Annotated in this window: 17 protein-coding genes and 1 pseudogene; 8 read left to right on the forward strand and 10 right to left on the reverse strand. The window is 66.7% G+C overall.

The genetic code is table 11. The annotated features are described in order from the left end of the window. Nucleotides 1-3 precede the first annotated feature (3 nt). The 4 genes and pseudogenes from L6444_RS26075 (at nucleotide 4) to L6444_RS26090 (ending at nucleotide 3534) form a co-directional block, all read left to right on the forward strand. Nucleotides 4-1214 (forward strand): annotated as a pseudogene (locus L6444_RS26075) (metal-dependent hydrolase family protein). Next, nucleotides 1204-1635, forward strand: a complete 432-nt coding sequence (locus L6444_RS26080; RefSeq protein ID WP_236978084.1) for a nuclear transport factor 2 family protein — start codon at nucleotides 1204-1206, stop codon at nucleotides 1633-1635. The pseudogene L6444_RS26075 and the gene L6444_RS26080 overlap by 11 nt, the downstream one beginning before the upstream one ends. After that, entirely contained in the window at nucleotides 1632-2735 is a 1104-nt protein-coding gene (locus L6444_RS26085; RefSeq protein ID WP_236978086.1) for an acyl-CoA dehydrogenase family protein, read from the forward strand. The genes L6444_RS26080 and L6444_RS26085 overlap by 4 nt, the downstream gene beginning before the upstream one ends. Before the next feature lie 4 nt (nucleotides 2736-2739). Continuing rightward, entirely contained in the window at nucleotides 2740-3534 is a 795-nt protein-coding gene (locus tag L6444_RS26090; protein WP_236978088.1) for an acyl-CoA dehydrogenase family protein, read from the forward strand. 96 nt (nucleotides 3535-3630) lie between these two features. Here L6444_RS26090 and L6444_RS26095 read toward each other — a convergent pair whose 3' ends face one another. Further along, the gene (locus L6444_RS26095; RefSeq protein WP_236978089.1) at nucleotides 3631-4806 is read right to left on the reverse strand and encodes an acyl-CoA dehydrogenase family protein; all 1176 of its coding nucleotides are present in this window, start codon (nucleotides 4804-4806) and stop codon (nucleotides 3631-3633) included. A 200-nt stretch (nucleotides 4807-5006) separates the two neighbouring features. Here L6444_RS26095 and L6444_RS26100 point away from each other — a divergent pair, with 200 nt between their 5' ends. The 4 genes from L6444_RS26100 to L6444_RS26115 all read left to right on the forward strand — a co-directional run bounded on the left by L6444_RS26100 (nucleotide 5007) and on the right by L6444_RS26115 (nucleotide 8803). Continuing rightward, complete coding sequence (locus tag L6444_RS26100) at nucleotides 5007-5660, forward strand: TetR/AcrR family transcriptional regulator (protein ID WP_236978090.1); 654 nt, start codon at nucleotides 5007-5009, stop codon at nucleotides 5658-5660. 218 nt (nucleotides 5661-5878) lie between these two features. Further along, entirely contained in the window at nucleotides 5879-7081 is a 1203-nt protein-coding gene (locus tag L6444_RS26105) for a cytochrome P450 (RefSeq protein ID WP_236978091.1), read from the forward strand. 24 nt (nucleotides 7082-7105) lie between these two features. After that, nucleotides 7106-7945, forward strand: a complete 840-nt coding sequence (locus L6444_RS26110; RefSeq protein ID WP_236978093.1) for a mycofactocin-coupled SDR family oxidoreductase — start codon at nucleotides 7106-7108, stop codon at nucleotides 7943-7945. Nucleotides 7946-7966: 21 nt separating this feature from the next. Beyond that, complete coding sequence (locus L6444_RS26115) at nucleotides 7967-8803, forward strand: SDR family NAD(P)-dependent oxidoreductase (protein WP_370653201.1); 837 nt, start codon at nucleotides 7967-7969, stop codon at nucleotides 8801-8803. A gap of 35 nt (nucleotides 8804-8838) precedes the next feature. On the opposite strand, the gene L6444_RS26120 is transcribed toward L6444_RS26115, so the two are convergent. Genes L6444_RS26120 through L6444_RS26160 form a run of 9 tightly spaced genes read right to left on the reverse strand, consistent with a single transcriptional unit; the run spans nucleotide 8839 to nucleotide 18642 of the window. Beyond that, nucleotides 8839-9642: an SDR family NAD(P)-dependent oxidoreductase gene (locus L6444_RS26120; protein ID WP_236978095.1), complete on the reverse strand. Its 804-nt coding sequence runs from the start codon at nucleotides 9640-9642 to the stop codon at nucleotides 8839-8841. Further along, on the reverse strand, nucleotides 9639-12026 hold the full coding sequence (locus tag L6444_RS26125; protein ID WP_236978096.1) for a CaiB/BaiF CoA-transferase family protein: 2388 nt from the start codon (nucleotides 12024-12026) through the stop codon (nucleotides 9639-9641). Before L6444_RS26125 ends, L6444_RS26120 begins: the two co-directional genes overlap by 4 nt. Continuing rightward, a complete protein-coding gene (locus L6444_RS26130; protein WP_236978098.1) occupies nucleotides 12026-13012 on the reverse strand; it encodes an enoyl-CoA hydratase/isomerase family protein in 987 nt (328 codons plus the stop codon). Before L6444_RS26130 ends, L6444_RS26125 begins: the two co-directional genes overlap by 1 nt. A 2-nt stretch (nucleotides 13013-13014) precedes the next feature. After that, complete coding sequence (locus L6444_RS26135; protein WP_236978099.1) at nucleotides 13015-14133, reverse strand: M24 family metallopeptidase; 1119 nt, start codon at nucleotides 14131-14133, stop codon at nucleotides 13015-13017. Then, nucleotides 14123-15346, reverse strand: a complete 1224-nt coding sequence (locus L6444_RS26140) for a M24 family metallopeptidase (protein WP_236978100.1) — start codon at nucleotides 15344-15346, stop codon at nucleotides 14123-14125. Before L6444_RS26140 ends, L6444_RS26135 begins: the two co-directional genes overlap by 11 nt. Further along, entirely contained in the window at nucleotides 15343-16500 is a 1158-nt protein-coding gene (locus L6444_RS26145) for an amidohydrolase family protein (RefSeq protein WP_236978101.1), read from the reverse strand. The genes L6444_RS26140 and L6444_RS26145 overlap by 4 nt, the downstream gene beginning before the upstream one ends. A 38-nt stretch (nucleotides 16501-16538) precedes the next feature. Then, nucleotides 16539-17777 carry a cytochrome P450 gene (locus L6444_RS26150; RefSeq protein ID WP_236978102.1) on the reverse strand — a complete coding sequence of 413 codons (1239 nt, stop codon included), beginning with the start codon at nucleotides 17775-17777 and terminating at the stop codon, nucleotides 16539-16541. A gap of 2 nt (nucleotides 17778-17779) precedes the next feature. Continuing rightward, nucleotides 17780-17974, reverse strand: coding sequence for a ferredoxin (locus tag L6444_RS26155; protein WP_236978103.1), 195 nt, complete (start codon nucleotides 17972-17974; stop codon nucleotides 17780-17782). Continuing rightward, nucleotides 17971-18642: a TetR/AcrR family transcriptional regulator gene (locus L6444_RS26160; protein WP_236978105.1), complete on the reverse strand. Its 672-nt coding sequence runs from the start codon at nucleotides 18640-18642 to the stop codon at nucleotides 17971-17973. The genes L6444_RS26155 and L6444_RS26160 overlap by 4 nt, the downstream gene beginning before the upstream one ends. Between the last annotated feature and the right edge of the window lie 33 nt (nucleotides 18643-18675).

The following is an 18675-nucleotide window of genomic DNA, read 5'->3' on the forward strand; positions in this document are numbered from 1 at the left end:
CCGGTGCAGACGCTCAAGGCCGCCGGGCTGCTCGACGTCGAGACCGGCGAGATCGTCTCCCCCGGGCATCCTGCGCGTCGACGGCGACCGCATCGTCGGCGTCGGTGGCGAAACCGCGGGCGAGACAATCGATCTCGGTGACCAGATCCTGCTGCCGGGCCTGATGGACATGGAGGTCAACCTGCTGATGGGCGGGCGCGGCGAGAAGCCGGGCCTGTCCCAGGTGCAGGACGACCCACCGACCCGGGTGCTGCGTGCGGTGGGCAATGCCCGCCGCACGCTGCGCGCCGGCTTCACCACCGTGCGCAACCTCGGGTTGTTCGTCAAGACCGGCGGCTACCTGCTGGACGTGGCGCTGGGCAAGGCGATCGACGCCGGCTGGATCGAGGGGGCCCCGCGTGGTGCCGGCCGGGCATGCGATCACGCCCACCGGCGGACACCTGGATCCGACGATGTTCGCCGCGTTCGCCCCGCACGTGCTGGATCTGACGATCGAGGAAGGCATCGCCAACGGAGTCGACGAGATCCGCCGGGCGGTGCGCTACCAGATCAAGCACGGCGCCCAGCTGATCAAGGTCTGCTGCTCCGGCGGTGTCATGTCGCTGACGGGACCCCCTGGCGCACAACACTATTCAGACGATGAGTTGCGTGCGATCGTCGACGAGGCACATCGGCGCGGACTCCGGGTGGCTGCGCACACGCACGGCGCCGATGCCGTCAAGCACGCGGTGCAGGCCGGCATCGACTGCATCGAGCACGGCTTCCTGATCGACGACGAAGCCATTGCACTGATGGTCGAGCACGGCACGTTCCTGGTCAGCACCCGGCGCCTGGCCGAGGGCATGGACGTCTCGCACGCGCCACCGGAGTTGCAGGCCAAGGCGGCCGAGATGTTCCCCAAGTCGCGGACCTCGATCCTGGCGGCCTACCGGGCTGGGGTGAAGATCGCCGTCGGCACCGACGCACCCGCGATTCCGCACGGGCGCAACGCCGACGAACTGGTCACCCTGGTGGAATGGGGCCTGCCGCCGCTGGCGGTGTTGCAAGCGGCCACGGTGACCGCCGCCGAGCTGATCAACTCCCGCGATCTGGGCCGGCTGGCCGAAGGTATGCTCGCCGACGTCATCGCCGTGCCGGGAAATCCGTTGGAAGACATCACCGTTACCCGAGACGTCAGCTTTGTCATGAAAGGCGGGAAGGTCTTTGTCCAGTAACCAACCGACCAGAACCGACGATCTGGTCGAGATCCAGCAACTGCTCGCGCGCTACGCGGTGACCATCACCCAGGGCGACATCGACGGGCTGATCGCAGTGTTCACCCCGGACGGCACCTACAGCGCGTTCGGCGACACCTACACCCTGGACAGATTCCCGGAACTGGTCGCCGCCGCCCCCAAGGGTTTGTTCATGACCGGCACCGCGCTGGTGGACCTGGACGGCGACGAGGCCAGCGGCACCCAACCGCTGTGCTTCATCGAACATTCCGCCCACGACATGCGCATCGGCTACTACCGCGACACCTATCTGCGCACCGATGCCGGGTGGCGGCTGAAAACCCGTGCGATGACCTTCATTCGGCGCAGCGGCGTGCACGACTCCGGGCGCCCGCACGCGGTGGGCCGACCCACGCCGTGACATCGCCACCGGTTGACGTCGGCCAGTTCCGCGCGGACCTGTGCGCGTGGCTCGACGAGCACGACCTGTCCCCCGGCCCCGATCATTCGTTGCAGGGCCATATGCGGCAGTTCGGCCGCGTCAGCGCGGCGCTCTACGAGGCCGGCTGGATGCGCTACGGCTGGCCGGTAGAGGTGGGCGGGCTGGGGGGACCGGCCCTGCTGCGCGCCATCGTCGGCGAGGAAGTGGTGGGACGCCGACTGGCCGAGCCCGGGCCGTATTCGATGCTCGAGGTGCTCGCACCCACGATGATCGATTACGCCTCAACCGAACTCGCAGCCGAGATGGTCCCCTTGCTGCTCAGCGGCCGCGAGCAGTGGTGCCAGGGATTCTCCGAGCCCGGCTCCGGCAGTGACCTCGCGTCGTTGACCACCCGAGCGGTTCAGAACGGCGACAACTGGATCGTCAACGGGCAGAAGGTCTGGACCAGCTTCGCGCAGTATTCCAGCCGGTGCATCCTGCTCACCCGTACCGCGCCGGGCCATGACGGCATCACCGCGTTCTTCGTCGACCTCGACACCCCGGGCGTCACCGTTCGCCCGCTGCGCACCATGCACGACGTCGACGAGTTCTGCGAGGTCTACTTCGACGACGTGGTGATCCCGTCGAGTCGGATGCTGGGCCGGCCCGGGGACGGCTGGCGACTGGCGATGGACCTACTGCCCTTCGAGCGCTCGACCTGCTTCTGGCAGCGCATCGCCTACCTGTACTCCCGCTTCGACGCGCTGATCGAGCAGGCCGTCGAGCCCGACGAATCCGCCTTGGGCGCAGCCTATCTCGCGCTACACACGCTGCGCTGCCGGTCGCGGGCCACCCAGCACCGACTGGCCGGCGGGACGAGGCTGGGGCCGGACACCTCTATCGACAAGGTGCTGCTGGCCGGAGCCGAGCAGAAGCTCTACGACACCGTCCACGACTTGCTGCCCGGGACGCTGGAGCTCGACGACACGCCATGGCGCCCCGAGTACCTGTACTCGCGCGCGGCCACCATCTATGGCGGCACCGCGGAGATCCAACGCAACATCATCGCCCGCCGACTGCTCGACCTCGGGAAGGAGTGAGCTCATGAGGGCCGATCCCGAGCTGCAAATGCTGACCGAGTCGCTGCGATCGGCGATGCTGACGTCGTCGGGCGCAAAGCTCGACGACGCGCTGGCCGAGCTCGGTTGGCTGGATATGCTCGACGAAATACCCGAAACCGCAGTACCTTTGGTGTTCGGTCTGCTCGGCGAAACCGGCGCACAGGCACCGCTGCTCAACGACGTGCTGCTGCAGGCCGCCGGCCGCGCGGCCGGCGGCACCGTGCCGATGCCCTACGCCGGCGGTTCTTGGGTGCTGTGGGAGCGAGGCGACGAAGCCACCGCGACGTTGGGTGGCGATCTGCCGATACACCGGGTGCCGCAGGGAGATCCGATTCCGCTGGCGGCCGGCCGGCGGGCCCTGGGTTGGTGGCTGGTCGGCTGCGGCCGGGCCATGTTGTCGCTGGCCCGGCAGCACGCACTGGACCGCGTCCAATTCGGCCGTCCCATCGCCTCTTTCCAGGCGGTGCGGCACCGGCTTGCCGAGACACTGGTCGCCGTCGAGGGCGCCGAGGCTGCCTTGCACATCGCCACCGACCATCCCGAGGAGTTGGCCAGCCTGCTGGCCAAAGCCGCTGCGGGCCAAGCGGCATTGACCGCCGCCCGGCATTGCCAGCAGGTGCTCGGCGGGATCGGCTTCACGGCTGAGCATCAGCTGCACCGGCATGTCAAACGGGCGTTGGTGCTCGACGGGTTGCTCGGCAGCTCACGCGAGCTCACCCGCGAGGCCGGCGCAGTCCTTCGGCAGCGGGGATCCGCGCCGCGGCTGGCGCAGCTGTAGCCTGCCTCTTTTTCCCGCGAAAGTGAATCGTACGACGCGACTCGCCGCAATTCCGTCGTGAAAGTCACACTCGCGCAGGAGGTTTAGGGCACGGCTTCAGCCGCGGGGGAGCCCGAGGATTCTTTCCGCGACGATGTTGCGCTGGATCTCAGACGTACCGCCGGCGATGGTGCCGGCGAAGCTGCGCGCGTAGCGGTCGAACCAACTGCCCGAGTGCGCATCCAGGTCCAGCGCAGCGAATGGGGCCGTGATCGCGGGATGAACCAATCCATCCGCGCCACTGGCATTCAACGCATCTTCGGAGGCGCGCTGCAGGGCCTCCGATCCGAGCAGTTTGAGCACCGATTGCGCGGGCACGTCTTCTTCGCCACGCGCGGCTTTCGCCATCGCCGCCGACCCCAACAGCTGCATCGCGCGTGCGTCCATAACCAGGGTGGCGTAGCGGTCCCGCTGCAACGGACCGGCCGGCGTGAAATCGATTGTCATCTGGTCCAACAGGTTGGCGTAGTCCATCCACAGCATGGCCCGTTCGTGGCCGAGCGAGCCGGTGGCCACTCGCCAGCCGTCGTCGAGCTTGCCCACCAGATTCTCCGCCGGCACCCGCGCGTCGGTGAAGAACACCTCGTTGAACTCGACGTCGTCGCGGTCGCATACCGACGCGAAGGGGCGACGGACCACCCCGGGGGTGTCCGTCGGGATCAGTAAGACACTGATGCCCTTGTGTTTTGGCGCGTCGGGATTGGTGCGCACGAAGGTCAGCAACACGTCGGCGTCGTGCGCGCCGGAGGTCCAGACTTTCTGCCCGTTGACCACGAAGTGATCCCCGTCCAGCACCGCCTTCGTTTTCAGCGACGCCAGATCCGAGCCCGCGCCGGGTTCGCTCATCCCCAGCGACGCGGTTATCTCGGCCCGCAGGATCGGCACGGCCCAGCGTCGCTTCTGTTCCTCGGTGCCGAACGACAACAGCGACGCCGCGATGATGCCGACACCCTGCGGGTTGAAGCTGCGATAGATCCGGCGGCGAGCCATCTCGTCGGCGTGCACGTACTGCTGCAGCAGCGTGGCATTGCGTCCACCGAACTCCGGCGGATTGCCGGGCAGCAGCCAGCCGCGGTCGAACAGCGTCCGTTGCCAGCGGGCCGCCCACGGGGGCAAGTGCGAGCACGAGCGCGGCCGCTCTATTCCCTGTGCCTCGTCGGGCAGATGTTCGTCGAGAAATGCCACGAATTCCGCCCGGAATTGTTCGACGTCGGAGTCAAAACTCAGCTGCACGGGGTTCCTTCCAACCTTCGCGTGCCTTGCTCTCACAAATCTGCTTCCCAAACACGCGTCAAAGAGAATAGTATTCTCGTCGTGAGGAAGTTACAATCTCCAAGACATCGTCCGTGAGGAGGTCGAGCGCACCGATGGCACGGCGTTCTCCGGTACAGTCCAACCATGTTCTCACCTCGCGGCAGCCTGCAGAGCCGCCCGTGACAACCCCCAGCGAAGAGCCGGCCTGGAAGCAGCGCGCCGTCGAGCGGTCCATCAAGACCGCGAAGCTGCGTGCGGCGCAACGCGTCCAGCGCTTCCTGGACGCCGCACAGGCCATCATCATCGAAAAGGGCAGCACCGACTTCACCGTGCAGGAGGTCGTGGACCGCTCGCGGCAGTCGCTGCGGAGCTTCTACCTGCAGTTCGACGGCAAGCACGAGTTGCTGCTGGCCCTGTTCGAGGACGCCCTGAGCCGCTCCGCCGACCAGATCCGGGCCGCCACCGAAAGCCACACCGATCCGCTCGAGCGGCTCAAAGTGGCCGTCGAACTGCTCTACGAGGCCTCCCGCCCGGACCCGACGGCCAAACGACCACTCTTCACCGACTTCGCCCCGCGTTTGCTGGTGACCCATCCCACCGAGGTCAAGGTCGCGCACGCGCCACTGCTGGCGTTGCTTACCGAACTCACCGAGGCCGCGGCGGAGGCCGGCAAACTGCGCGCCGACGTCAACCCCAAACGAGCGGCCGCCATGACCATGCAGACCGTGATGTTCATCGCACAATCCAGCGGCGGCACGGACGACGCGACGGTCAAACCCATCTCCGCCGACGAGGTCTGGGACTTCTGCTCACGCGGATTCGCCGGCAAATAATTTCGCCGGCCGTCACCCGGCCGCAAATTCGACAATGTGCGAATATCGCACGTCGCCGCCTCGACGAGAACTAGATTCTCTGTTATCAAGAATGAGAAATAGCCAAAACGGATTCCACGTTGACACTCCTCGGTGGGTGATGACAGAGTTCTAGGGCGGCACGAACGCGCACCCGTGAGGACGGGAAGGCGCGGCTTCCGGCGAGAGGGCAATTACCCGTGACAGTCAGCGCAGCCAACGACGTCTATTTCGACCCCTACGACGTCGAACTGAATGCCGACCCCTACCCGATGTTTCGGCGCCTGCGCGAGGAGTCGCCGCTCTACTACAACGAGCAGCACGACTTCTACGCACTGAGCCGGTTCGCCGACGTCGATGACGCAATCGTGGACTACCAGACGTTCAGCTCGGCCCGGGGCGCCATCCTCGAACTCATCCGGGCCAACATCGACATGCCGCCGGGTGTGCTCATCTTCGAGGATCCACCGGTACACGACATCCACCGCAAGTTGTTGTCCCGCATGTTCACTCCGCGCAAGGTCAACGATCTCGAGCCCAAGATCCGTGAATTCTGTGCGCGCAGTTTGGATCCGCTGATCGGCAGCGGCAGGTTCGACTTCGTGACCGACCTCGGTGCGCAGATGCCGATGCGGGTGATCGGCATGCTGCTGGGTGTACCCGAGGAAGATCAGGAAGCCGCAAGGGATTTCGCCAACGCACAGATGCGGACCGAAGCCGGCAAGCCGATGGAGTTCTCGGCCGAGGCCATGCTCAGCGGCGAGTTCTTCGGCCAGTACATCGACTGGCGTGCCGAACATCCGTCCAACGACATCATGACCGAGCTGCTCAACGCCGAGTTCGAGGACGAGACCGGCACCGTGCGCCGGATGCGCCGGGACGAACTGCTCACCTACGTCACCGTGGTGTCCGGCGCGGGCAACGAGACCACCACCCGGCTGATCGGCTGGGCCGGAAAGGTGCTCGCCGAACACCCGGATCAGCGGCGCGCCCTGGTCGAGAATCCGGCGCTGATCCCGGCGGCCGTCGAGGAACTGCTGCGCTACGAACCGCCGGCACCGCATGTGGCGCGATACGTGACCCGCGATGTCGACTACTACGGCCAGACGGTGCCCGAGGGCAGCGTGATGATGATGCTGATCGGTGCGGCGAACCGCGACCACCGCCAATTCCCGCCCGACGGCGACGTTTTCGACATCCGCCGCGAGCCGCGTCAACACCTGACGTTCAGCGTGGGTACCCACTACTGCCTGGGGTCGGCGCTGGCTCGCCTGGAGGGCCGGATCGCGCTCGAGGAGATCTTGAAGCGGTTCCCCGAATGGGACGTCGACCTCACCGACGCGAAGCTTTCCCCGACGTCCACCGTCCGGGGTTGGGAATCCATGCCGGCCGTAATCGGCTGAATCACTTAGGAAAAGGGGTAGCTCATGGCAGGTCGTGTGGAAGGCAAGGTCGCCTTCGTCACCGGGGCCGCGCTCGGACAGGGCCGCAGCCACGCGGTGCGACTGGCGCAGGAGGGCGCCGACATCATCGCCATCGACGTCTGTAAGCGGGTGGTGGAGACCAGCCCGATCCCGGCTGCGACGCCGGAGGATCTGGCCGAGACCGCTGATCTTGTCAAAGGCCTCAACCGGCGGATCTTCACCGCCGAGGTGGACGTTCGCGACTACGACGGACTCAAGGCCGCGGTGGATGCCGGCGTCGAGCAGTTGGGCCGGCTGGACATCATCGTCGCCAATGCCGGGATCGGCAACGGTGGGGACACCCTGGACCAGTGCAGCGAACACGACTGGCAGGAGATGATCGACGTCAACCTCTCCGGCGTCTGGAAGACGGTGAAAGCCGGTGTACCGCACCTCATCTCGGGCGGCAACGGCGGGTCGATCATTCTGACCAGCTCGGTCGGCGGGCTCAAGGCCTACCCGCATTGCGGCAATTACGTCGCGGCCAAGCACGGTGTGGTGGGCATCATGCGTTCCTTCGCGGTCGAGCTGGGCCACCACATGATCCGGGTCAACTCCGTGCACCCCACGCACGTCAGCACGGGCATGATCATGAACGAGGGAACGTGGAAGATGTTCCGTCCGGATCTGGAGAACCCGGGTCCCGACGACATGGCGCCGATCTGCCAGATGTTCCACACGCTGCCGGTCCCGTGGGTGGACGCGCAGGACATCAGCAATGCGGTGCTCTTCCTCGCCTCTGACGAGGCTCGCTACATCACCGGTGTCACCCTGCCTGTCGACGCGGGTAGCTGCCTGAAATAGGGTTCCGTCGGTATGGACGGAATTTCTAGCTTCGAGGGTCGTGGCGCGGTCATCACCGGCGGCGCCAGCGGTATCGGCTTGGCCACCGCCACCGAGTTCGCCCGCCGTGGCGCCCGGCTGGTCCTGGCCGACGTGGACGGGCCGGGGCTGGAGCAGGCCGTCACGCACCTGCGCGGACAGGGCTTCGACGCCCACGGCGTGCTGTGCGATGTCCGGCATCTCGAGGAGGTCGTGCATCTGGCCGACGAGGCGTTTCGGCTGCTCGGCCAGGTCGACGTGGTGTTCAGCAACGCCGGCATCGTGGTGGCGGGCCCCATTGCGGAGATGACGCACGAGGACTGGCGCTGGGTGATCGACATCGACCTGTGGGGCTCGATCCATTCCGTCGAGGCGTTCCTGCCGCGGTTGCTCGACCAGGGCAGCGGCGGTCACCTCGTCTTCACCGCGTCGTTCGCCGGGCTGGTGCCCAACGCCGGACTCGGTGCGTACGGCGTGGCTAAGTACGGCGTCGTCGCACTGGCCGAAACCCTGGCCCGCGAGGTGAAAAACAACGGCATCGGCGTCTCGGTGCTGTGCCCCATGGTGATCGAGACCAAGCTGGTGTCCAACTCCGAACGCATCCGCGGCGCCGATTACGGGCTGGCGTCTTCGCCTGAGGTGACCGGTTCATTCGGGCCGCTGCCCGCGCAGGACGACACCGTCAACGTCGCCGAGTTCGCCCGCCTCACCGCCGACGCGATCCTGGCCAACCGGCTGTACGTGCTGCCGCACGAGGCGTCCCGCGCCTCGATCCGCCGCCGCTTCGAGCGCATCGATCGCACCTTCGACGAACAGGTCGCCGAGGGCTGGCGGCACTGAGCGGCTGAGACGTCCAGCGAGCGGGTCGCTCCGCTCTAACCGGGTCCCAACCGGTACACGCCGGTCTCACGATCGCGGAACCAGCCACCTGCAGCGTGCGTACCGCCGTCGACGTGAATGGTCTGCCCGGTGATGTAGGTCGACATGTCCGAGGCGAGAAAGACTGCGGTGCTGGCGATTTCGTCGACATTTCCGGCGCGGCCCCAGGGCACGACGGCACCCGCCGCGGCGGCAGCGGTCTCCCCGCCGAGTTGCGCCAGACCTTCGGTCATGGTGATGTCGGGAGCGATCGCATTGACCCGGATGCCGTGCGGAGCCAACTCCAATGCCGCGGTCTTGGTGTAGTTAACCACACCGGCTTTCGCGGCGGCATAGGCCGCATAGCCCGGCGCGGCCCGCACCCCCTCGATGGAGGTCACCGCCATGATGCTGCCGGGCAGTCCGGCCGCAACCAACTGCCGCGCCACCCGTTGGGTACACAGCAGCACGTGTCGCAGATTGGCGCGATACAGTGCGTCCCAACCGTTTTCGCTGGTCTCCAGCAGGGGTGAGGAGAATGTCCCGCCGGCGTTGTTGACCAGGATCGTCGGTGTGCCCAGTTCGCAGCTGGTGCGCTGCAGCGCCGCGTCGACCTGGCTGCTGTCTCGCACGTCGGTGGGGATTCCCAGTGCGCCGATGGACTGGGCGGCGTCTTGGCAGCTTTGCGGGTTACGTTCCCAGATAGCCACTTTCGCACCGAATGCCGCCAGACCTGCGGCCACGCCGCGACCGATGCCCGCTCCCCCGCCGGTGACCACCGCGACACGGTCGGTGAGCAGAATGTCGGAGGGGGCGATCATCCGGGTGCCTGACCGATGACGCCGTCGGCTTCCAGCTCGGCGATCTCTCGGTCGTCGAGGCCCAGCTCGGTCAGCAACTCCCGGTTGTGTTGGCCCAGCAGTGGTGCGGGCTGTGCGTGGAATCGCTCGGGTCCGTCGGATAGCCGCATCGGCACGGTGCTGAGTCTAGCCGGGCCGTTGACCGGGTGGTCGACGAGCTCGAAGAAATTGCGTGCCGCCAGCTGAGCCAGTTCGGTCTGCCGATGTGGCTGCATCACTTTGGCCACCGGTACGCCGTTGTCCCACAACGCGGCAACTACCTGGTCGCCGGTCCGCTGCGCGCACCACGCGGCGAGCTGCTCGTCGATCCGGTCGTGCTGCGCCCGGCGTCCCGCGGTGGTGCCCAGCACCGGATCCGCTGCCCACGAGGGTGATCCGAGCGCGGCGACCAGTGCACACCACTGCTCGTCGGTGGCAACCGCGATCGCGACCCAGCTGTCGAGGCGACCGAACTCGTCGATCTCGTTGGTGCGGTACAGGTTCTGCGGTGCCGCGGTGGGCCCGCGGTTTCCGGCGCGTTCCAGCAGGCTGCCGTAGGCGGAGTATTCGATGACCTGCTCGGCTGCGACATTGAGCGCCGCGTCCACCATCGCCGCTTCCACCAGCACGCCCTGCCCGGTGTTGCGGCGGTGTTCCAGTGCCAGCAGTACCGCGTTGACGGAGTGGATGCCGGCGTTGGGGTCGCCGACCGAGTACGGCTCGAACGGCGTGCGGTCCGGGTAGCCGGTCAGCCAGCTCACCCCCGACGCCGACTCGATGACGTAGGCGAAGGCCGGGTTGTCCCGCCACGGTCCGTCGAGCCCGAAGCCGGGCATCCGCATCAACACCGCGTCCGGCCGAAGTGCTTGGACCGCAGCAAAATCCAAGCCGATCTGATCCAGCACCCGGGGTGTGAAGTTCTCCGCGACCACGTCGCAGGTGGCGACCAGCCGGCGCAGCACGTCCCGGCCGCGCGGACTCTGCAGGTCGAGGGTCAGTCCCTTTTTGTTGGTGTTCAGCGCCGCGAAGATCGGCGACTTCTCCCACCAGAGTTCTTCGGTGGCCGGTATGCCGGCGATCAACCTGGTGCCGTCGGGCCGGCGGGTGGATTCGACGTGAATCACCTCAGCCCCGAGCATCGCCAGGAAGTGCGTGCAGGACGGCCCTGCCCAGAAAGTGGTCATGTCCAGCACCCGAAGCCCGCTCAGCGGCAATCCGTTCTCGGGCTCGGTCGGCGCCTTCCGGGACGGCTTCAGACCCCGGTATTGCACCGTGTGCTCACCGAGTCGGGGCGCCGCACCGGGTGGTCGAAGTTGCGCCGGCGACATTCGATAGGGATGCCCGGGCTGGGTGAATCCGTCGCGTGGATTGCGCAGGAAGCTTCCACGCGCCACGAAATGGTCCAGCGTCGCAGCGTTGCCGCCGTTGGCAACCGGGGCGTTGGGAATCCGGAAGGCGGTCGCGAGTTCTCGGATGTCGTCGACGCGGTGACTGCGCACCCACGCGTAGATCTCGTCGGCGTGCACGTTGGCCTGCTCGGTGATCGACAACGGCGAGTTCTCGTCGATCCACTCCGGGTGCCCGACCATCGCACACAGATCGAACCATTGCTGTGCGGTGCCGCAGCCGAGGTCCACCAATCCGTCCTGTGCGGCAGCGACCCCCGGCACGGTCGGACGCCGGGCGTCGCGCCACGGCCGGCCGAGCATCTCGTAATAGCTCACCGGATAGTAAGTGAGGCCCAGGATCTGGGTCTCCAGCATGGACAGGTCGATCAGCCGGCCACGACGTTGGTGGTGCGCCGCCAAGGTGGCCGCGCTGGCGTAGGCACCGGCCAGGTACTCACCGATTTGTCCACCGACGAACACCGGGGCCCGGTCGGCCACCCCGCGACCCAACCCGACGATGCCGCCGGACCAGGCCTGTAGGGTGAATTCGGTCGCCGCGCGCTGCGACCACGGACCCTGTCGGCCGAACGGCGTAATCGCCGTGACGACGAGGTGTGCGTACCGGCCCGAAATATGCTCCGGGGTGAACGATTGATGCTCGGCCACTTTCGAGCCACCCGACCAGACCACCGCGTCGGCGCCGGCCAGCAGCGCCTCGACCAGTTCGAGATCGGCACCGTCCGCCGGATCGGCCACGACACTGTGTTTCGAACCGGCCAGAAAGCTGAACAGAGCACCGTCGGTGCCCGGTTCGTTCCGAGCGCCGGACGCCGACCACAACCGAAGCGGATCACCTTCCGGCGATTCAACTTTCACGACGTCCGCACCGCCGTCGGCGAGCAGCTTGGTGCAGTAGGCACCGGCGATCCCAGTGGAGAGGTCGATCACCGTGAAACCGGTCAACGGCGAATCGGCCACTACCGCTTCTTCTTTCCGGCAGCGGCTTTGCGCGCCTTCTTGCTCAGCCGCCACTCCGGCGGAAATCTGTCGTCGTTGGCCTTGACCGCATCGCCCAGACCCTGTGCGATAGCGGCGTCCAGAGCGAAATCGCCCCCGTCGGAACGCATTCCACCGCCCATTGATTCGAACACGCCGCTGAGCACACTGCCCAGATACTCACCCTGAAACTGCTTCATCACCTCGAAGAAGGTCTTCTGCAGGAAGACGGTGTCGGTGGGCCGGTTATGGGCGCAGGCCATCGCGTACTTGGCCACCTCGGCCTCGAGTCGATCGCGGGGTACCACACTGTTGAGGAAATTGCAGTCATACATCTCGGCCGCGGTGAAAGCCCTTCCGGTGAATACCATTTCCTGAAACTTTCGGATGCCCATGGTCTGCGCCCACCACCACATGCGCGGACCCCACCCGTAGTACCGGAAGGAGGGGTGCCCGAACAGCGCGTCGTCGCTGGCGATCACCAGGTCGGCGTCGGCGGCCTGGTAGAAGTGCCATCCGTAGCAGTAGCCCTTGGCTTCCACGATGCTGATCTTCTTGAAGTCCTGCAGGCCGCGAATGCCCGAGTTCGGGTTAGCGTACCACTGCCCGATGGTGGCTCCGTGCCGGAAGCTGCCCTTCGGCGGGTACGAGACATCGTCCGCGCCGAGACCGAATTCGGCGAGCAGTTGGTCCGGGTTGGCAGCGTTCTTGGCGTGCATGAATTCTTCGAGGTCGGCACCGGAGCCCAGATCCTCCCCCGCGCCACGGATCACCACCACCTTGACGTCGTCGTCGATGCTGGCGCGGTGCAGCAGGTCGGCGTAGCGCCGCCGCGCGGCGGTGGTGGGCGCGTTCAGCTGCTCGGGCCGGTCGAAGGTGATGGTGGCGATGCGGGTGGCGACGTCCTTTTCATACCGGATGATCTTGCCCGCCTTGCGATCCGCTTTCTGACCGGCGTGCGTGGCCATGCTCAGCCGCGCCAGAACGGGCTGTTCGTCAGGACTTCCGGCCCGTCGGGTGTGACCAGCACGGCTTCGCGCCCGAACACCGCCCCGACTCCGGGTTCCCAGACATAACCGGTGACGGCCAACACCATGCCGGGGTCCAACCGCTCGGTTGCCGCCGTGTCCGGCAGCGCTGCCGAGACCACGGGCGGGTCGAAACCCATACCGAGGCCGCGGGCCACCGGCATCACCGGCAACGGTTCCCCGGCGGCCTGGTAGGCGCCCAGCAGGCCCGCGGCCGGCGCGCCGGGCTGGCAAGCTGCAATCAGCTTGTCCCACAGCCGTTCCCAGCGGCCGAAGACGGCTGCCGCACCAGGCACGGAACCGACCGGCCAGGTTCGGCCGACCTCGCCCACGTAACCGCCGGCCACCACTCCCGACGACAGCGCCACCAGGTCACCGGTCTGGATACGACCGTCGCCTGCAGCGCGCCGCCAGGGATGCTCCCGCGAAGTCACCCACGCGACATCCTGGTTCGACGGCGTGCTCACGCCGCCGGCGGCCAGCGCCTCGAGCAGCACACCGGCGAGGGTCTTCTCGTCCACCCCGGGGCGCAATTCGGAAACTGCTGCGGCCAAGGCTATCTCGGCGACGCCGATCGACTCGCGCAGCGCGCGGATCTCGTCGCCGGTCTTGACCCGCCGCGCGGCCCGCATCGCCGGCTCGCCGTCCACCAGCTCGGCGCCGGGGAACGCGGTCGGTAGCAGTTGCGCGAAACCCGGTGACAGCGCATCGGTTCCGACCCGGCGGGCGGTGGCGGCGCCCTCGATGCGCTGCAGGGCCGCGATGGTGTTCACCGGGTTCCATGAGATGCCGTACAGGTTCTCGTGCGGGATGTCCTCGGGCACACCCTCATCCCAGGTGCTGAGCAGATGGATGGCGCCGGTGGCCCGCACCAGCACGCAGCTCGGGCCGAACGGCCGGGTGCCGGCCACCCAGAGTTGCGGCGCACCGGTGATGTAGCGGATGTTGGCCTGCCGGCCCAACACCAGCACATCCAGGTCGTGCTCGGCCATCTGGGCCAGCGCGCGTTCCCGACGACCGCACCGCAGTGCCGTGTCGTCGGCGAGAACCTCAGTCGACATAGGGGTCGTATGGGTAGTCGGTCAATTTCATCGAGCCTTCCTCGGTGATCACCAGGACTTCCTCGCTGCGGTAGCCGCCGGTGCCGTCTTCCCAGACCACCGGCTCGAGCACCAGCACCATGCCCGGTTGCAGCACGAAGTTCTCGTCGAACTCGTCGCCGAGATCGGTTCCGATCATCGGCATCTCGGCGGCGTTGACGCCGATGCCGTGACCGAGGTAGAAGTGCGGAAGCCATGGCCGCACACCGCCATTGGCCGCCGTGGCGGCCCGGCCCAGGTCGGCCGCGGTGGCCCCGGCGCGCGCGACGCCCAGTACGGCGTCCATGATCTGTCGCCACTTGTCGAATTGCGCCTGCTGGCGCGGCGAGGGGTCCTGTCCGACGATCCAGGTCCGCCCGAAGTCCGAGCAGTAGCCCTGGTAGGTGATGCTGACATCGGTCCACAGCACGTCGCCGCGGCACAGCTCGCGCTCGGTGCTCAGCAACGGCAGGGCCAGGTCGCCGTGGGTGGTCCACACGCCCTCTGCCCTGCTGTTCGGCATCACCTGCCAGATCGGTTCCAGCATGCTGGCCATTGCGCCGAGTTCGAACGCGCGGCGCAGAAAGCGTCCGGACAGGTCGACCTGGCGGATTCCGGGCGCCAGCGCCTGCTGCACCTCGACCATGGCCTGGTCGGTGATCCGGACGGCGGTGCGGATGCAGGCCAGTTCGTCCGGCGTCTTGACCGCCTTGGCGGCGCTGATCACCGCCGCGGCGTCTACCGGTGTTCCGTTGGGAAACAACAGGTTGCGCGCCCGAGACATGGCGCCGGTGAATTCGTCGACCGCGACGGTCGACCCAGCCGGGATGAGCTCGGCCAGCTTACCGGCGAAATCGGCTACCCCCTCGTCGAATTCGAGATAGACCGGCCCGTGCCGATGGTCGGCCGGAAGGTCCGACTCCTGCGCGGCGCCTTCCCGGAACGGCAGGAACAGGTGCGGCGACTCGTCGTCGGCGAGCACCACGGCGACCGGACGTTCGACGTAGGACAGTCCGGCGTCACCGAGCGGCCAACTTGTTCCGGTCGCGTAGACGACGGCGTTGTTGCCCAGCAGCACCAGAGCATCGACTCCGCGGTCGGCCATCGCCGCCCGCAGTCGCGCGCCGGTCTCGCGGCGCAGCCGGGGCAGGTCGGGAGCCTCCGGGATGACCATTCCGTCGGTGATTGTGCTCATAGGCCGAGGAATTCACTGATGTTGCCGCTGACGATCCGGGCCGCCCGCTCGGGTCCGACGGCCTCGACGACGGCCGCCAGCGACTTCTCCGAATAGCCGTAGGTGCTTTCGTTGTGCGGGTAATCGCTGGACCACATCACCTTGTCGACGCCGATCCGGTCGATCAACTCCAGGCCCAGCGGATCGACCATGAACGAGGCGCTCATGTGGGTGTCCCAGTAGTAACGCACGTCGTGCTGCAATGGCCGGTTGAACATGTGCTGGTACGAGGCCACCAGATGTTCGGCGTCCTGCAGAGCCCAAGGCACCCAGGCGATCCCGCCCTCGAACCAGCCGATCCGCAGCCCCGGGTGGTCGTCGAGGATTCCGGAGAAGAGGTACTTGGCGAACTGCTCGCGGAAGCCGTCGATGTTGATCATCATGCCGACGACGACGCTGTTGAACTGACACGGGGTTTTCGGCGGGGTCTCACCGATGTGGTGCGTGATCGGCAGCCCGGCGGCCTCGATCTCGTCCCACACCGGCCGCATCGAGGTGCTGCCGTAGTCGATGATGTTTCCGTCGTCGTCCTTGCCCGGGTTCAGCGGGAGCAGGAAAGTCTTGAGCCCCAATGACTTCAGCTCGGCCAGCGTTTTGCGGGTACCTTCCGGGTCCCACCAGTTGATCAGCCCCGCACCGTAGAAGTGGCCGTGGGAGCGCTCCTGCAACTCGGCGATGTACTCGTTGTAGATGCGGAAGGTGAGCTCGCGAAGTTTCTTGTCCGGGTAGTGGAACAGCGCCAGCACCGCGTTGGGGAAGGCGAGCTCTTTGTCGACACCGTCCTCGCGCAGCTCCTGGATGCGGGCCTCGATGTTGGTGCTGGCAGCTCCGGGCAGATCGTCGTATTGCATCAGCACCGCACTGAAGTCACCCGGCAGGAACGACTGGCCCTTGCGACCGACCTGGTAGGCGCCGTCCTCGTACCAGATTCGCGGCGCCTTGTCCTTGAGGTCTTCGGGGAAGCGCTCGTAGAAGATGTCGGAGGCCAGCGAGATGTGATTGTCCGCCGAGAAGACTTCGGTCCCGGCGGGCAATCCGACGTTGCTGCCCAGCGCGTGGCCTTTGCGATCCTTCGGCGCGCCAAAGCCTTTCGGCGGATACAAAGTGCTTGTCATCGTTGACCTCTCGAACGGTGTGGGCTGAAACTCGGGACTTACCAGGTGACCGGCAGTTCGTAGACGCCGTAGGCGAGCCGGTCGTCCTTGAACGGGATGTCATCCAGCGGCACCGCCAATTCAAGCGTCGGTACCCGCTGGAACAGGGTGCGGAAGACGATCTGCATTTCGGCCCGGGCGAGCTGCTGGCCGACGCACTGGTGCCGGCCATATCCGAAGGCGACATTGCGATCGGCGTTGGACCGGTGCAGGTAGAGCCGGTCCGGGTCGGTGAACGCATGTGCGTCCCAGTTCGCCGGAGCCAGGTCGATGATGATGCCCTCCCCGGCGCGGATCACCTCGCCGGCGATCGGGATGTCCTCGACGGCGACGCGCCGCTGGCCGTTCTGAATGATGCTGAGGTAGCGCAGCAACTCCTCGACCGCGTTGGCCACGATTTTGGGGTCTTCGGCGTCGCGGATCGCGGGCAGCTGGTCGGGATTGCGCAGCAGCGCCAGCACCCCGAGACCGAGCATGTTCGCGGTGGTCTCGTGCCCGGCGATCAACAGCCCGGTGCCCAGCTGCGCGGCTTCTTTCACGCTCAGTTCGCCTGCCTTGACCCGCTCGGCCAGGTCGGAGACCGCGTCTTCGGCGGGGTTGTCCATCTTCGCTTCGACCAGTTGGCACAGATACTTGTGCAGGCTCATCGCACCCTTGACGGTGTCCTCACCGGTCGCGTAGCGCGCCAGCCCGACATTGGCGTGGTGCTGGAACATCTCGGCGTCTTCGTAGGGCACCCCGAGCAGCTGGCTGATCACCAGCGAGGGCACCGGCAACGCGATGGCGGTGACGATGTCGGCTGGCTGCGGCCCGGCCAGCATCGCGTCGATGTGATCGTCGGTGATCTGCTGGATGACCGGACGTAGCGCTTCTACCCGCCGAAAGGTGAACGGCTTGGACAACATTCGGCGGAAGCGGGTGTGCTCCTCGCCATCGGAGGTGAACACCGAACGGGGTCGTTTGTGCACCGTCGACAACATGCCGGCGTTCCAGTGCGGGAAGCCCGGCACCCGGTCGTCCACGCTGACCCGTGAATCCGAGAACAGCTCGCGGCACTGCTCGTAGCCGGTGATCAGCCAGGGCGTGCTGCCGTCCCAGATCCGTACTCGGGACAGTGGTCTGGCTGCGGCCAGCGCCATGACGTCCGGCGGCGGCGCGAACGGGCAACCCGCGGCCCGCGCCATCGGGTACTCGGGGATATTGGTGTCGGTCGTGTGGTCGGTGAGCGTGTCGGACAAAGTCACTCCTCGATCTGGATTGCCAGCGCCGGGCAGAATGCGGCGGCTTTACGGGTCGCCTCGGCCTGGTCGGCGGGCGGGTTCGGGTTGAGCAGGACGACGACGCCGTCCTCGTCACGCTGGTCGAACACCTCTGGGGCGTTCATCACGCAATTGCCCGAGGAAGCGCAGATGTCTTGATTGACAGTGACTTTCATCTCTTCGGCTCTTCAGTTACCGGAGTCACGGGTGCCAGCCACAAGCCCACGATCGCGTCGATGAGGCCGGTGGCGGCGGCCCGCCAGGACGGTCGTGGCAACGAAGTGCCCTCAGCGAGGGCACGTTCGAGGTCCGCGCAGGTGTGCATCAACAGGTTGCGCGCCATGATGTTTCGCTCGAACCGGACCGCGACCGGCAGGTCGGGCAGGCAGCTGTTGATCCCGTCGATCACCTGAACCAGCGACGACGAACTCAGCGCGTCTTTGACGACGATGTTGTGGTAGGCCGGGTCGGTCATGGCTTGCGCGGCGAATCGGGCGTACCACGTCGGGTTGCCCAGTTCCTCGAGGTGCTCGGTGAGCGGACAGACCAGGCAGGCAACCCAGTCCCGCATCCCGGCGGGGTCGGGCAGGGCGGCCACCATCTGCTCGCGCAGTTGCTCAACCGGTCCGCGATGCTTCTGCTCGATGGCACGCACCAGATCCGCCTTGGTGCCGAAGTGGTAACCCACGGCGGCGTTGTTGCCCTGCCCGGCGGCCTCGCTGACCTGCCGGTTGGACACCGCGAATACGCCGTGTTCGGCGAACAGTCGCTCGGCGGCGACCAGGATCGCCTCTTGGGTGGAGCTGGCCCGGTCGCTGCGCACGGGTCGACCGACTGTGGTCATACCGCACAGTCAACCGCGCCCGCAGGCGTTAAG

Source organism: Mycobacterium kiyosense (assembly GCA_021654635.1).
In the GTDB taxonomy this organism is placed as follows: Bacteria; Actinomycetota; Actinomycetes; order Mycobacteriales; family Mycobacteriaceae; genus Mycobacterium; species Mycobacterium kiyosense.

Bases quoted from the DNA above. Each gene is read 5' to 3' on its own strand.
- L6444_RS26090 (WP_236978088.1), top strand. From the start codon at position 2,740: ATGAGGGCCGATCCCGAGCTGCAAATGCTGACCGAGTCGCTGCGATCG.
- L6444_RS26110 (WP_236978093.1), top strand. From the start codon at position 7,106: ATGGCAGGTCGTGTGGAAGGCAAGGTCGCCTTCGTCACCGGGGCCGCG.
- L6444_RS26120 (WP_236978095.1), bottom strand. From the start codon at position 9,642: ATGATCGCCCCCTCCGACATTCTGCTCACCGACCGTGTCGCGGTGGTC.
- L6444_RS26130 (WP_236978098.1), bottom strand. From the start codon at position 13,012: ATGGCCACGCACGCCGGTCAGAAAGCGGATCGCAAGGCGGGCAAGATC.
- L6444_RS26135 (WP_236978099.1), bottom strand. From the start codon at position 14,133: ATGTCGACTGAGGTTCTCGCCGACGACACGGCACTGCGGTGCGGTCGT.
- L6444_RS26140 (WP_236978100.1), bottom strand. From the start codon at position 15,346: ATGAGCACAATCACCGACGGAATGGTCATCCCGGAGGCTCCCGACCTG.
- L6444_RS26145 (WP_236978101.1), bottom strand. From the start codon at position 16,500: ATGACAAGCACTTTGTATCCGCCGAAAGGCTTTGGCGCGCCGAAGGAT.
- L6444_RS26155 (WP_236978103.1), bottom strand. From the start codon at position 17,974: ATGAAAGTCACTGTCAATCAAGACATCTGCGCTTCCTCGGGCAATTGC.
- L6444_RS26160 (WP_236978105.1), bottom strand. From the start codon at position 18,642: ATGACCACAGTCGGTCGACCCGTGCGCAGCGACCGGGCCAGCTCCACC.